Genomic DNA, 13228 nt, shown 5'->3' on the forward strand with positions numbered 1-13228 from the left:
CCGACGTACAGCTCAGTGATGGTTCTGAGCCAGCCGCAACAGGTGATCGGCCAGCGCCTGCCCGCCGGTCGGGTTGCGGCTGATGAGCAGCAACGTGTCGTCCCCGGCGATGGTGCCGAGGATGTCGTGCAGCTCCGCCTGGTCAATGGCCGAGGCGAGGAACTGCGCGGCGCCCGGCGGGGTACGCAGAACCACGAGGTTCGCGGAGGCCTCCGCGGAGATCAGCAGCTCCGCGGACAGCCGCCGCATCCGCTCCTCCTTCGCCGACTCCCCCAGGGGGGCGCGCGGCGTGCGGAAGCCGCCCTCGCTCGGTACCGCGTAGATGAGGTCGCCGTCGTTGTTGCGGATCTTCACCGCGTTCAGCTCGTCCAGGTCCCGGGAGAGCGTCGCCTGGGTGACGTTCAGCCCGTCGTCGGCGAGAAGCTTCGCCAACTGGCTCTGGGAGCGCACCGGTTGCCGGTTGAGGATGTCCACGATCCGGCGGTGGCGTGCGGTGCGGGTCTGCGGCACGGCAGGCCCTGCGTGCTCGTGGTCCTGCGCCTGACTCATCGTCGTCGTCCCATTTCTCAGGATCATCCATCCCCGTTGGCTGCGTCGAGGACGCCAGGAAGGGCCTGGAGGAACGCGTCCACTTCGTCATCGCCGAGGTTCAGCGGCGGCATCAGCCGTACGACATCGGGGGCGGGCGCGTTCACCAGGAAACCGGCGTCCTGAGCCGCCTGCTGCACCTGGGGCGCGAGCGGCTCGGTGAGCACGATACCCAGGAGCAGCCCCGCGCCCCGGACATGGTCGATCAACGGGTGCCCGAGTGACTCGATTCCGTCCCGCAGTTTCTCGCTCGTGCGCTTCACGTTCTCGAGGAGTCCTTCGGACTCGATCGTGTCGAGCACGGCCAGCCCGGCGGCACAGACGACCGGGTTGCCGCCGAAGGTCGTGCCGTGATGACCGGGCTTCAGCAGCCCGGCCGCCCGGCCGAAGGCGACGGTGGCGCCGAGCGGCAGTCCGCCGCCGAGGCCCTTGGCGAGTGTGACGATGTCCGGCAGGACGCCCTCGTGGGCCTGGTACTCGAACCAGTGTCCTGTCCGGCCGATTCCGGTCTGCACCTCGTCGAGGACGAGGAAGGCTCCGGTGGCGGCGGTGATCGCGCGGGCGGCCTTGAGGTAGCCGGCGGGCGGCACGACCACGCCGTTCTCGCCCTGGATGGGCTCGATGATCACCAGGGCGGTGTCCTCGGTGACCGCTTCGGCCAGGGCCTGCGCGTCGCCGTACGGCACATGCGTGACGTCGCCGGGCAGCGGCAGGAACGGCTCCTGCTTGGCGGGCTGGCCGGTGAGCGCGAGGGCGCCCATGGTGCGGCCGTGGAAGCCGCCGGTGGTGGCGACCATGTGCGTCCGGCCGGTGAGCCGGCCGATCTTGAAGGCGCCCTCGTTGGCCTCGGCGCCCGAGTTGCAGAAGTACACCCGGCCCTCGCGCCCGAAGAGCTGGAGCAGCCGTTCGGCGAGCGCGACGGGCGGCTCGGCGACGAAGAGGTTGGAGACATGGCCGAGGGAGCCGATCTGCTTGCCGACGGCCTCGACGATCGCGGGGTGGGCGTGGCCGAGCGCGTTGACCGCGATCCCGCCGACGAAGTCGAGGTACTGCCTGCCGTCGGCGTCCCACAGCTTGGTGCCGGCGCCCCGGACCAGCGGCAGCCGGGGCGTGCCGTAGTTGTCCATGAGCGAGCCCTGCCACCGCTCGGTGAGCTCTTCGTTGCCGGTCATGCGGCGTCCCCCGTTTCCTCGTCGTCCGGCACGACCATCGTGCCGATCCCCTCGTCGGTGAAGATCTCCAGCAGGATCGAGTGCTGGACCCGGCCGTCGATGACGCGGGCCGTGGTGACGCCGTTGCGCACGGCGTGCAGACAGCCCTCCATCTTCGGCACCATGCCGCTGGCCAGCTCGGGCAGCAGTTTCTCCAGCTCGGACGCGGTGAGGCGGCTGATCACCTCGTCGCTGTTGGGCCAGTCCTCGTAGAGGCCCTCGACGTCCGTGAGGACCATGAGGGTTTCGGCCCCAAGTGCCGCAGCGAGTGCCGCAGCCGCCGTATCAGCATTGACGTTGTAGACATGTCCGTCGTCCTGGGAACGAGCGATGGAGGAGACGACCGGGATCCGGCCGTCGGAGAGCAGCGCCTCGATGGCGCCCGTGTCGATGTCGGTGATCTCGCCGACCCGCCCGATGTCGACCAGCTCGCCGTCGATCTCGGGCTGGTGCTTGGTGGCGGTGATGGTGTGCGCGTCCTCGCCGGTCATGCCGACGGCGAGCGGCCCGTGCTGGTTGAGCAGCCCGACCAGCTCGCGCTGCACCTGTCCGGCCAGCACCATGCGTACGACGTCCATGGCGTCCTCGGTCGTGACGCGCAGGCCCGCCTTGAACTCGCTGACGATGCCGTGCCGGTCGAGGGCCGCGCTGATCTGCGGGCCGCCGCCGTGCACGACGACGGGCTTCAGCCCGGCGTGGTGCAGGAACACGATGTCCTGCGCGAACGCCGCCTTCAGCTCTTCGTCGATCATGGCGTTGCCGCCGAACTTGACGACGACCGTCTTGCCGTTGTGCCGGGTCAGCCAGGGCAGCGCCTCGATGAGGATCTGGGCCTTGGGGAGTGCGGTGTGTTTCCGCGTCACATTGCTCATGAGGAGTAGGCGCTGTTCTCGTGGACGTAGTCGGCGGTCAGGTCGTTGGTCCAGATCGTGGCGGTCTCGCCGCCGGCGGCGAGGTCGGCGACGATGTGGACCTCGCGGTAGCGCATGTCGACGAGCTCGCGGTCCTCGCCGACGCCGCCGTTCTTGCAGACCCAGACGCCGTTGATGGCGACGTTGAGCTGGTCCGGCTCGAAGGCGGCGGACGTCGTGCCGATCGCGGACAACACCCGCCCCCAGTTGGGGTCTTCACCGTGGATCGCGCACTTGAGGAGGTTGTTGCGGGCAATGGAGCGGCCCACCTCGACGGCGTCGTCCTCGGTCGCGGCGTTGACGACCTCGACCTTGATGTCCTTGCTGGCGCCCTCGGCGTCACGGATGAGCTGCTGACCGAGGTCGTCGCAGACCGCTCGCACGGCCTCCGCGAACTCCTCGTACCCCGGGGTGACCTCGGAGGCGCCGGAGGCGAGCAGCAGCACGGTGTCGTTGGTGGACATGCAGCCGTCGGAGTCCACGCGGTCGAAGGTGGTGCGGGTGGCGGCGCGCAGGGCCTTGTCCAGGTTCTCGCTGTCCACGTCCGCGTCCGTCGTCAGGACGACGAGCATGGTGGCGAGGCCGGGGGCGAGCATGCCCGCGCCCTTGGCCATGCCGCCGACGGTCCAGCCGTCGCCCGTGGCCACGGAGGTCTTGTGGACGGTGTCGGTGGTCTTGATGGCGATGGCGGCCTTCTCGCCACCGTGCGGGCTGAGCTGGGCGACGGCGTTGTCGATGCCCGGCAGGAGCTTGTCCATGGGCAGGAGCACACCGATGAGGCCGGTCGAGCACACCGCGACCGTGCCCGCGCCGATCTCGCCGAACCCCGCGGCGTCGAGGGACTCGGCCACCTTCTCCGCCGTGGCGTGGGTGTCCTGGAAGCCCTTCGGCCCCGTACAGGCGTTGGCGCCACCGGAGTTGAGGACGACGGCGGTCAACTGGCCGCTCTTCAGCACCTGTTCCGACCAGAGCACCGGAGCGGCCTTCACGCGGTTGGAGGTGAAGACGCCCGCGGCGGCGAGGCGGGGCCCGTTGTTGACCACGAGGGCCAGGTCCGGGTTGCCGTTCTCCTTGATCCCGGCGGCGATCCCCGCCGCCGTGAATCCCAGTGCTGCCGTGACACTCACTGCGTCTCCTCGTTCGCTTCTCCGCCCGTGCAGCGCAGAGGTGCGGCCTTCGTCGTTGTCTGCGACCCGGTGGCCGCACGTACGTCGCTCACGGTGCGACTCCGATCGTGGAAAGACCCAGCTCCTCAGGAAGCCCGAGGGCGAGGTTCATGCTCTGGACGGCACCGCCCGCGGTGCCCTTGGTCAGGTTGTCGATGGCGCTGATCGCGATGATGCGGTGCGCGGCGGCGTCGTACGCGACCTGGACCTGAACGGCGTTGGAACCGTAGACGGACGCCGTGGCGGGCCACTGTCCCTCGGGCAGCAGGTGCACGAACGGCTCGTCGGCGAAGGCCTTCTCGTACGCGGCCCGTACGGAGTCGGCGGTGACGCCGGGCTGTGCCTTGGCGCTGCACGTGGCGAGGATGCCGCGGGGCATCGGCGCGAGGGTGGGCGTGAAGGAGACCGTGACGGGCTCACCGGCGGCCGCGCCGAGGTTCTGGATCACCTCGGGGGTGTGCCGGTGGACGCCGCCGACGCCGTACGGGGACATCGACCCCATGACCTCGCTGCCGAGGAGGTGCGCCTTGGGCGCCTTTCCGGCACCCGATGTCCCGGAGGCGGCGACGATCACGGCCTCGGGCTCGGCGAGGCCGGCCGCGTACGCCGGAAAGAGGGCCAGCGAGGCGGCCGTCGGGTAGCAACCGGGCACCGCGATGCGCTTGGACCCCTCCAGCGCGGCGCGGGCACCCGGCAGTTCGGGGAGGCCGTACGGCCAGGTCCCGGCGTGCGCGGAGCCGTAGAACTTCTCCCAGTCGGCCGGGTCCTTCAGCCGGAAGTCGGCGCCCATGTCGACCACCAGGACGTCCGGGCCGAGCTGCTCGGCGACGGCGGCGGACTGCCCGTGGGGCAGCGCGAGGAACACGACGTCGTGCCCGGCGAGCACGTCGGGGGTCGTCTCCTGGAGGACGCGATCGGCGAGCGGCAGCAGATGCGGCTGCAGCGCGCCGAGGCGCTGGCCCGCGTTGGAGTTGCCGGTCAGGGCGCCGATCTCGATCTCGGGGTGCACCAGGAGCAGACGCAGCAGTTCCCCGCCCGCGTACCCACTCGCTCCCGCCACTGCCGCACGTACCGTCATGGAACCCTCCTCTTGGATGGCATGACTATACGTTTCGCTGCACGTTTATGCAATCCCGTCATCGGTGCCCGGGTATCGGGACGCAGGGCAGCGCCTCAGTCGGCGAGCTGGTGCGCGGAGGTCAGCCACCGCCAGCGTGGGCGTTCCGTGACGAGCGTGGCGGCGGCCAGGAGGGTCACCGGGACCGCCGCCCACGCCGGCCAGACCAGCCACGAGGACACCACGGCCGCGACGAGCTGGAGCAGCACCAGAAGGATCGTGACCCAGCCCGGCACCGCGACGATCACGTTCGCCTTGTCACCTGGGGTGGAGAAGCAGGTCGGAAGGCCGATCAGCAGCACCACGGACAGGGCGGCGAGCAGCCATGAGCGGTCGGCCAGCGCCCACGGGGTCGCTACCCAGGCGATGAGTTCCACGGCGAAGCGCAGCGCGGATGCGGTGCGGTCGTCCGGTCGTCCCGGGATCGTTTCGTCGGCAGAGTCGGTCACCCGCGGACGATCTCACGGCGGGTGCGCGACTGTCAGGGGGCTTGGCGTGCGCGACTGTCAGGGGCTTGGCGTGCCCGGCTGTGCCAGGGGCTTGAGTGCCGGACTGAGGGGCTTGACGTGCCCGACTGTCAGGTGCTTTAGGCGTCGCGGTTGCCACCGGCGCCGCCACGCTCGCGCCTCTCAGCCGGAAGGTCTCGGCGGTGCCGCAATGCCGACGATGAAGTTCCCCAGCGGGCGGACCTCGGCCGACCAGCCCAGGGCCGCAAGATCACCGGTGAGTGTCGCGGGGGCGCGGAAGATCTTGACGATCCGGTACTCGCTCCCATCCTCGAGCCGGCGCGCTTCCGCGGCCACTTCCTCGCGCGCCGCCTCCGCGGGGCCCTCGTCGATGAAGACCGCTCTGCCGTGCGGGGCAAGGGCGGTGGCGACGGTGTTCCAGAAACGGCTCATCCGGGACGGCGGGACGTGGGAGGGCCAGAAGGCGAAGAACACAGTGTCGTAGCGGCGTGGAGGCTGCCATGCGAACAGGTCGGCCCGGACGAACTCGACGTCGCGGGACGTGGTCCGCGCACGTGCGATGGCCAGCACCTCGGGAGACGAGTCGACGGCCGTCATCGAGCGCGCCCGCGCTGCCGGCGCCCCGGTCCACTGCCCCGTGCCACAGGCCATCTCCAGCACGTCTCCGGTGACGGGGAGCCCGTCGACCGCCGTCACCAGCTCCCGCAGGTCCTGGCGCTCGGCGTAGACCCGGTCGTACTCGGACGCGCGGGCCCGGTAGTGCGCGATCTGCTCTGCCACGAGGGCGTCGTCATCGGCGTCCATGACAAGCGACGGTAGCGGCGGCGGCAAGGGACGGTAGCGGCGGCCGTGCGGATCCGCCCGCCGTTTCCGACGCCGGGGCGGGCGGCCGGGCCGCGCCGGTGAGGGCCTGGGGTCAGCGCGGGTCGCGGGACTGCGCGGCGCGCTCCGCGTTCCTCTCCTTGATGCGGGCCGCTTCCTTCCGGACCTCGGCCTGGGTGGCGCGCTCCTTCTGCAGCCACTCGGGGTTGTCCGTCTTCAGCGCCTCGATCTGCTCCGTGGTGAGGGCCTCGGTGACCCCGCCCCGGGCGAGCCCCGCGATGGACACGCCCAGCTTGGACGCGACGACGGGCCGGGGGTGCGGGCCGTTGAGGCGCAGCTCCCGCAGCCACTCGGGCGGGTCGGCCTGCAGCGCACTCAGCTCGGCACGCGAGACGACACCCTCCTGGAACTCGGCGGGGGTGGCCTCGAGGTACACACCCAGCTTCTTGGCCGCGGTCGCGGGCTTCATCGTCTGGGTGGTCTGGTGCGAACTCATGGTGCCAAGGGTATCGAGCATGTGAGCCACCGCCGACCACACGAGTCCGGCGCCCGACCTTGACGTGTCCTGCGCCCGACCGTGACGCGTGCCGCCGCCCCACCCTCGCGAGCGCGCCACCCCACCCCCGCAAGCGCGCCGCCCATGACCACTACCGGTGCCGCCCATGACCCTGACCGGTCAGGCGCCCATGACCACGACCGGTAACCTGACGAAGTGACTGGCTCCGAAGCACCCCCCGCGTTCCGGCTCGCGTACGTCCCGGGGGTCACGCCCGCCAAGTGGGTACGGACCTGGAACGAGCGGTTCCCAGCCATCCCGCTGGCCCTCGTCGCGGTGCCCGCCGCCGAGGCGTTCGGCCTGCTGCGGAACGGTGGCGCCGACGCCGGCTTCGTGCGGCTGCCGGTCGACCGGTCCGACCTCAGCGCGATCCCCCTGTACACCGAGACGACGGTGGTCGTGGTCCCGAAGGACCACATCGTGGCGGCGGTCGACGAGGTCTCCACGGAGGATCTGGCCGACGACATCGTGCTGCACCCTCTCGACGACCCCCTCGACTGGGAGCGCCTGCCGGGCAAACCCGCGCTCGAGCGCCCCGCCACCACGGCGGACGCGATCGAACTCGTGGCGGCGGGCATCGGAGTTCTCGTCGTCCCGCAGTCCCTCGCACGCCTCCACCACCGCAAGGACCTCACCTACCGGCCGGTCACGGACGCCCCCGAGTCCCGCGTCGCGCTGTCCTGGCCGCAGGACGAGACCACCGACCTGGTGGAGGACTTCATCGGGATCGTCCGCGGCCGGACGGTCAACAGCACGCGCGGTCGTACCCCGGCCGCCGCCCAGCCGAAGTCCAAGCCCGCGCCCAAGCGCTCCGACACGGCGGGCGTCCGGCGGAAGCCCGTGGCGGGCAAGTCGGCCGGCAAGAGCGCACGCGGCGGCGGTTCGGGATCCTCCAAGGGTGGAGCCAAGGGCGGCGCCAAGCGCGGCAAGCCCCGCCGCCACTCCTGACCCCCGTGTGTCAGTCGGCGATCATCCGGTTGCCCAGCCATGCGCCGCGCTCCGTGCCGCGCTCGCGCTGACGGCGTACGAGGTACCGACCGGGCGCGATGCCGGTACCGCCGTGCTCGGGGTGGATGAGGTACGCCACCGCAGAGGTGTCGATCATGCCGAGGGCGAGCCCCGCAGGGTCGCGCACGGCGGTCGTCCACCGGCAGGTGCCGGCGTCGGCCACGAGGGAGTGCGGGTTGCCGCCGGCGGCGCTGCGGAGCAGTTCGACGCCCGCGGCGGGGACGTCCTGCCAGCGGGCCTGCGGGAACGGTTCGACATGCCGTGCCACGAGCCCGTACGGGATGACGATCAGGTCGCCCTGGGCCTGGAGCCCGTCGACGACCGGGATGGTGACCTGGCGCTCCAGGTGGTCGAGGACGTCGAGACCGGTGCGGGTGGTGAGTTCGGCGAGGGTCATGGTCATGTGTGCATCACCTTGGGGGTTTCGGGGGCGGGGGTCAGGTACGGCGGACGAGTTGCGCGTAGTGCTCCGGGGACAGGCCGTAGGACCAGCCGGCGGCGGCCACCGGATCGTCGAAGTGGGCGGGCACGCTCAGGCCGTAGCGGCGGCGGCGCCCGTCCGGTTCGACGGAGCCGTTGACGGCGAGCAGGAGGCGCACGGGGCGGCCCCAGAGTTCCCTGGGTACGTCGTAGAGGTGCAGCTCGGAGCCCGGGTTGCCGGGGTCGTCGGCGGTGGCGACGAGCTGGAGCCCGGCCTGGTCGATGTAGACGCCCCAGCCGATGCGCTCGATGGCGGTGCGGCGGACCTCGACGTTGCGCTCGGCGTGGATGCGTTCGACCGTGGGCCCTGTGACGACCCAGCTCGGGACATGGGCGCCGTGCAGGACGTGGACCGCCGCGCCGTCCGCGAACCGGACGGCCGGACCGTCGTCGCGATGCAGCCGCAGTTCACCGTGGTCGCTGTTGGGCTGGGGTTCGGTGTGCATCTCGGTGGGCCGTTCGGCCATGACGCACAGGCCCTCGCCGGGCCACCACCAGCCGGTGGTCCGGGCGAGTTCGGCCCACAGGCCGAGCCGCTCGACCGCCTCACCGGGGTAGGTGGCCAGACCGACGCGGGCGTAGACGTCGTAGTGGGCGATCCAGTGGGCGTCGTGCTGGCCGTACCAGGTGATGCCGTCGATGCCGCCGGACGTCGGCATCAGTTCCGTACGCATCGGGGCGCGCACGGAGTTGTGCAGGGTCGCGCGCAGGGCGGCACGGGCGACGGCGTCGACCGCACCCCGTACCGACCAGCCCTCGGTGGTCACGGCGAGAGGCGTCCGTGAGCCGTCCCACGATCTCAGGTGCCCGGTTCTCGCGTCGAGGCCGGAGCGCAAGTCCCTGACCAGGGAGGCGAGTCGGGTGGACACCCCGTGGTCGTGCGATCCCGCGGGCGGGGACGCGGCCCTCAACCGCACGGCCGGAAAGGCACATGGGTCGTCGAGCACGAGCGACAGTGCCGCAGTCGGAGACGGAACCCATAGGAAATGCGGCGGTTGTTCTCCCACCAGGCGATACAGCTCGGTGACGGCAGCCTCGGCCCTCGGCCGGTCCGCCGGCCGTGCCGCCAGACCGTGCTTGAGCCAGTTCTCGCTCAACAGGCGTGCCAGAGCGACGCGCTCGGCCGAGGAGTCGGGCTGCGGAAAGAGTCGGCGCGCCTCGCGCGCGCCACGGGAAGATCCCCCTCGGGGATCGGTCACGGCGCTCACCAGAGAGTGGCGGTGTCCGCCTTTCGGTTCATCATGCGAAGGATCGTGACAGCGGGACCCGAGATCCGCAAGGAATTTTGGATCCCGGCGACCACCCGAGCGAGCTTCTACGTCTACAACACCGGCGGAGGTCGATGCGCCGGCCGAGGGCGTTCGCGCGGCTCAGCGGTGCTTCGCAGGGTGATCGCCGACGAGGCTTGACCTGGAGCGCGCTCCAGGTTCTACCGTTCTTGTCATGACCAGCGGACAGCCCCTCCCGCGCAGCGAGGAACCGACGCTCACGATCGCCCAGGTCGTCGAGCGCACCGGCCTCTCGCACGACACGTTGCGGTACTACGAAAAGGCCGGCCTGATCGAACGGGTCGGCCGGACCACCGGGAATCAGCGGCGTTACGAGATGGCCGACCTGGCCTGGCTGGAGTTCCTGATCCGGCTGCGCGAGACGGGCATGTCGATCGCGGACATGCAGCGGTTCGCACAGCTGCGGGCCCGGGGCGACGCCACGGTCCCCGACCGGCTCGCGATGCTCCGGGAGCACCGCGCCGACCTCGCGGACCGCATCCGCGCACTGCGCCGCAACGCGGCCGCGCTCGACGGCAAGATCGACCACTACGAACGGCTGCTCGACCAGCCGGGATCGGACGACCTCACATGAGCAACGCCACCACCCTGAGCGACGCCACCACCCGCGAGGAGCGCTTCGAGCATGGCCTGGGCGTCCTCGAGCGAGTCGACGGCGAGGCCGGGCAGCGGGTCGTCGACGCACTCTCCGACATCAACCCCGAACTCGGCCACCAGATCGTCGCCTGGGCCTTCGGCGACATCTACGACCGGCCCGGACTGGCGCCGCGCGACCGGCAGTTGGTGACCCTCGGCATTTTGACCGCGCTCGGCGGCTGCGAGGCCCAGCTCGACGTGCACGTCAACGCCGCTCTGAACGTGGGTCTCACACCGGAGCAGATCGTCGAGGCGCTGCTGCACTCCGCGGTGTACTGCGGCATACCCAAGGCGCTGAACGCCACGTTCGCGGCCAAGAAGGTGTTCGCCGAGCGTGGGCTGCTGCCCGTAGGACAGCAGCCCACCACGTCGGCCGACCCTTCTTGAGGGCCGCCTCTTCCTGAGGGGTTACCTCTGCTCGATCCTCAGGAAGGTCACGGAATTCGCCGGGAAGGTGTACGTGAACCTGTCGGCGACCCCGGCGAAGGTCGACTTCACCGGGGCGACCGCCGTGGCCGTCTCCGAGTTCACCGCGTCCGGCGCGGCCTGCAGCGTGGTGACGGCGGCCTTGCTGTCCACCTTCGCCCCGCCCAGGTCGATCGCCGTACGGGCGTCCGCGGACTGGGCGTTGACGACCTTGACGATGAGGTCACCGGTCTTCGCGTCCCGCGTGACGACCTGCCGGAACGGCTCCGCGGGCTTGTCGTCCGTGAAGCTCCCCCACTCCTGGCCGTCCAGGTAGAGGATCACCTGACGGCCTCGTACCTTGATGTCGATGTCGTAGGCACGGCCCGTCTCGATCGAACCCGCCTTGGAGATCAGCGTCGACTTGCCGCCGTCCACGGCCTGTTCGACCGCGGAGGTGGTGTTGTTCCAGCCGCCGAGGTTCCACCAGTAGTAGTTGCCGGTGTCCTTGACGCCGAAGGCGATGAGGAAGCCCTCCTTGCCGGACTTCTTGGTGGCCTTCACCCGCAGGTCGTAGTCGTGCCAGGCGGGGTCGCCCGCCTGGACCATGGTGTTGGTCGCGGCCTCGTCGCTCTGCACGTACTGCCCGTCCTGGAGGCTCCAGCTGCCGGTGCCGGTGTGGGTCCACTGGGAGGCGTCACCGCTGAAGTCGTCGCTGAGCAGCGTGCTCCCGTCCGCGCCGGTGACCAAGACATCGTCGTACGCCGCCGTGGTCGCCCAGGTCGACAGGCCGACGGCGCCCGAGATCGGCGCGCTGAGCGACGGTGTGGTGGTGGCGCTGCTGGGCACCACCCGGTCGCCGACATTGCTCATGAAGAGCTTCTGCACCTCGTAGTCGGCCGAGCCCCATGAGGCGTGGTTGTTGAACCAGATCATGTCCGGACGCCACTGCACATAGTCCTCGTTGGCGAGCAGCGGAGCGTACGAGGCGAGCTTCACCACGTCCGCGTTGCGCTCGAGGCCGGTCATGTACGCGGCTTCGGAGAGGGCGTTCTTGAAGGTGTTGCCGCCGGAGGCGTACTCCCCCAGGAAGACCTTGGGACCGCTCCTGTCGTACGAGTCGTAGCGGTCGTTGTTCTGCAGGAACCACTGCGGGCTGTTGTAGTAGTGCTCGTCGACCATGTCGACGTGTCCGTCCGTGTTGAGCTTCCAGGCCGTGTCGAAGGTGGTGCCGGAGTCGTCCGGGCCGGCGTTCGAAATCACCGTGACGTCCGGGTACTTGGCCTCGATGGCGGAGCGGAACTGCTGGAAGCGGGCGAAGAACTCGTTGGGCAGGTTCTCCTCGTTGCCGACTTCGAGGTGCGTGAGGTGGAAGGGCTTGGGGTGGCCCATCTGGGCGCGCTTCCTGCCCCACTCGCTCGTGACCGGCCCATTGGCGAACTCGATGAGGTCGAGGGTGTCCTGGATGTGCCGCTTGAGCAGGGCGTCGTCGTCGGTGGCCGTGTTCTGACCGCAGCCGGTGACGAGCGCGGGCACGACGGGCAGCGGCATCGCGCCGATGTCCTCGGAGAACTGGAAGTACTCGTAGTAGCCGAGCCCGTAACTCTGGTTGTAGCCCCAGAAGTTGGAGTTGGTGGCGCGCTGCTCGACCGGGCCGATGGTGTCCTTCCACTGATACGAGCGCTTGCGCTGATAGCCCGACGCCTCGTCATATCCCTGCATGCTGCCGGTGTTGACCAGGCAGCCGCCCGGGAAGCGCACGAAGCCGGGGTGGAGGGCGGCGATCTTCTCCGCGAGATCCCTGCGCAGGCCGTGCCCCTTGTACGTGTCCCGGGGCAGCAGCGAGATCATGTCGAGCGCGACCGGGCCGCCGGCGGCGACGGTGAGACGTCCGGTGGTGCTGCCGCGGGTCGCGGTGAACGTCGCCCGGTACTTGGCCCAGCCGCCGCGCACGGTGACCCGGCGGGCCTCGGCGAGGGCGCCCTCGGAGTCCTGCAGCGTCACGGTCAGAGGCGACGCGGCGTCGGCGCGGGCCCAGACCGAGAAGTCGTACACCTTGCCGCTGTCGACCGATATCCCGGTGTTGTAGCCGGAGTTGGTGACGGACGAGTCGCCGTCCAGGGAGAGATACGTGCGGTTGCGGGCGTTGAGCCGCCCGTCGTCGTTCACGGCCTTGGCGGTGCCGGAGACGGTCCAGGAGGTGAGCGGCGTATAGGAGTTGTTGTCTGCGTTGCTGTACTCGAAGGACCGGTTCTGTACGAGCTCCGCGTACAGGCCGCCGTCCGCGGCGCGGTTGATGTCCTCGAAGAAGACGCCGTACATGGTGTCGTCGATCTTCGCGCCCGAGCCCTTCGGGTCGACGTTGATCGCGTAGTCGGTGACGTCGGCGGCGGCGCTCGCCGGAGCGGGCCCCAGGACGACGGAGGCCACCAGGAGCGCGGTGGCCGTGAGTCCGAGTCTCCAGCGGGTGCGGGTGGGTGACATGGATACTCCGCGGCTCTGTAGTGTTGAGTTGTTCGAAATACCAGACAGCGATCAATACTTCGAACGGCAAGATAGGGAGGGGGTCGGA

General features: G+C 70.2%; 14 protein-coding genes. 3 read left to right on the forward strand and 11 right to left on the reverse strand.

Annotated elements, in window-relative coordinates:
- Positions 1-12: 12 nt before the first annotated feature.
- From AB5J53_RS10245 to AB5J53_RS10280, 8 genes are all read right to left on the reverse strand, one after another.
- The gene (locus AB5J53_RS10245; RefSeq protein WP_369245308.1) at positions 13-549 is read right to left on the reverse strand and encodes an arginine repressor; all 537 of its coding nucleotides are present in this window, start codon (positions 547-549) and stop codon (positions 13-15) included.
- 23 nt (positions 550-572) lie between these two features.
- On the reverse strand, positions 573-1760 hold the full coding sequence (locus AB5J53_RS10250; RefSeq protein WP_369245309.1) for an acetylornithine transaminase: 1188 nt from the start codon (positions 1758-1760) through the stop codon (positions 573-575).
- Positions 1757-2671, reverse strand: coding sequence for an acetylglutamate kinase (argB, locus tag AB5J53_RS10255; protein ID WP_369245310.1), 915 nt, complete (start codon positions 2669-2671; stop codon positions 1757-1759). Before argB ends, AB5J53_RS10250 begins: the two co-directional genes overlap by 4 nt.
- Positions 2668-3837, reverse strand: a complete 1170-nt coding sequence (gene argJ / locus AB5J53_RS10260) for a bifunctional glutamate N-acetyltransferase/amino-acid acetyltransferase ArgJ (RefSeq protein ID WP_369245311.1) — start codon at positions 3835-3837, stop codon at positions 2668-2670. Before argJ ends, argB begins: the two co-directional genes overlap by 4 nt.
- Positions 3838-3925: 88 nt before the next feature.
- Positions 3926-4954, reverse strand: coding sequence for an N-acetyl-gamma-glutamyl-phosphate reductase (argC, locus tag AB5J53_RS10265; RefSeq protein ID WP_369245312.1), 1029 nt, complete (start codon positions 4952-4954; stop codon positions 3926-3928).
- Positions 4955-5049: 95 nt separating this feature from the next.
- Positions 5050-5442 carry a hypothetical protein gene (locus AB5J53_RS10270; protein WP_369245313.1) on the reverse strand — a complete coding sequence of 131 codons (393 nt, stop codon included), beginning with the start codon at positions 5440-5442 and terminating at the stop codon, positions 5050-5052.
- 180 nt (positions 5443-5622) lie between these two features.
- Positions 5623-6264: a class I SAM-dependent methyltransferase gene (locus AB5J53_RS10275; RefSeq protein WP_369245314.1), complete on the reverse strand. Its 642-nt coding sequence runs from the start codon at positions 6262-6264 to the stop codon at positions 5623-5625.
- Between the two features lie 112 nt (positions 6265-6376).
- Positions 6377-6778 carry a DUF5997 family protein gene (locus AB5J53_RS10280; RefSeq protein WP_369245315.1) on the reverse strand — a complete coding sequence of 134 codons (402 nt, stop codon included), beginning with the start codon at positions 6776-6778 and terminating at the stop codon, positions 6377-6379.
- Between the two features lie 216 nt (positions 6779-6994).
- Between AB5J53_RS10280 and AB5J53_RS10285 the strand changes: the two genes are divergently transcribed.
- Positions 6995-7786, forward strand: coding sequence for a LysR family transcriptional regulator substrate-binding protein (locus AB5J53_RS10285; RefSeq protein ID WP_369245316.1), 792 nt, complete (start codon positions 6995-6997; stop codon positions 7784-7786).
- A 10-nt stretch (positions 7787-7796) separates the two neighbouring features.
- Here AB5J53_RS10285 and AB5J53_RS10290 read toward each other — a convergent pair whose 3' ends face one another.
- Entirely contained in the window at positions 7797-8249 is a 453-nt protein-coding gene (locus AB5J53_RS10290; RefSeq protein WP_369245317.1) for a hypothetical protein, read from the reverse strand.
- 34 nt (positions 8250-8283) lie between these two features.
- Entirely contained in the window at positions 8284-9195 is a 912-nt protein-coding gene (locus AB5J53_RS10295; RefSeq protein ID WP_369245318.1) for a DUF6745 domain-containing protein, read from the reverse strand.
- Positions 9196-9769: 574 nt separating this feature from the next.
- Here AB5J53_RS10295 and AB5J53_RS10300 point away from each other — a divergent pair.
- Positions 9770-10189 (forward strand): MerR family transcriptional regulator, encoded by a 420-nt coding sequence (locus tag AB5J53_RS10300; protein WP_369245319.1) that lies wholly within the window; start codon positions 9770-9772, stop codon positions 10187-10189.
- Positions 10190-10203: 14 nt separating this feature from the next.
- Positions 10204-10638 carry a carboxymuconolactone decarboxylase family protein gene (locus tag AB5J53_RS10305; protein ID WP_369252145.1) on the forward strand — a complete coding sequence of 145 codons (435 nt, stop codon included), beginning with the start codon at positions 10204-10206 and terminating at the stop codon, positions 10636-10638.
- A gap of 21 nt (positions 10639-10659) precedes the next feature.
- Here AB5J53_RS10305 and AB5J53_RS10310 read toward each other — a convergent pair whose 3' ends face one another.
- Complete coding sequence (locus AB5J53_RS10310; protein ID WP_369245320.1) at positions 10660-13140, reverse strand: alpha-L-arabinofuranosidase C-terminal domain-containing protein; 2481 nt, start codon at positions 13138-13140, stop codon at positions 10660-10662.
- Positions 13141-13228: the final 88 nt, after the last annotated feature.

Origin of the sequence: Streptomyces sp. R41 (genome assembly GCF_041053055.1) — a bacterium.
In the GTDB taxonomy this organism is placed as follows: Bacteria; Actinomycetota; Actinomycetes; order Streptomycetales; family Streptomycetaceae; genus Streptomyces.

Coding starts and splice junctions, on each gene's coding strand:
- AB5J53_RS10310 (WP_369245320.1), bottom strand. CDS start 13,140: ATGTCACCCACCCGCACCCGCTGGAGACTCGGACTCACGGCCACCGCG.
- argB (WP_369245310.1), bottom strand. CDS start 2,671: ATGAGCAATGTGACGCGGAAACACACCGCACTCCCCAAGGCCCAGATC.
- AB5J53_RS10300 (WP_369245319.1), top strand. CDS start 9,770: ATGACCAGCGGACAGCCCCTCCCGCGCAGCGAGGAACCGACGCTCACG.
- AB5J53_RS10290 (WP_369245317.1), bottom strand. CDS start 8,249: ATGACCATGACCCTCGCCGAACTCACCACCCGCACCGGTCTCGACGTC.
- argC (WP_369245312.1), bottom strand. CDS start 4,954: ATGACGGTACGTGCGGCAGTGGCGGGAGCGAGTGGGTACGCGGGCGGG.
- AB5J53_RS10275 (WP_369245314.1), bottom strand. CDS start 6,264: ATGGACGCCGATGACGACGCCCTCGTGGCAGAGCAGATCGCGCACTAC.
- AB5J53_RS10280 (WP_369245315.1), bottom strand. CDS start 6,778: ATGAGTTCGCACCAGACCACCCAGACGATGAAGCCCGCGACCGCGGCC.
- AB5J53_RS10250 (WP_369245309.1), bottom strand. CDS start 1,760: ATGACCGGCAACGAAGAGCTCACCGAGCGGTGGCAGGGCTCGCTCATG.
- AB5J53_RS10245 (WP_369245308.1), bottom strand. CDS start 549: ATGAGTCAGGCGCAGGACCACGAGCACGCAGGGCCTGCCGTGCCGCAG.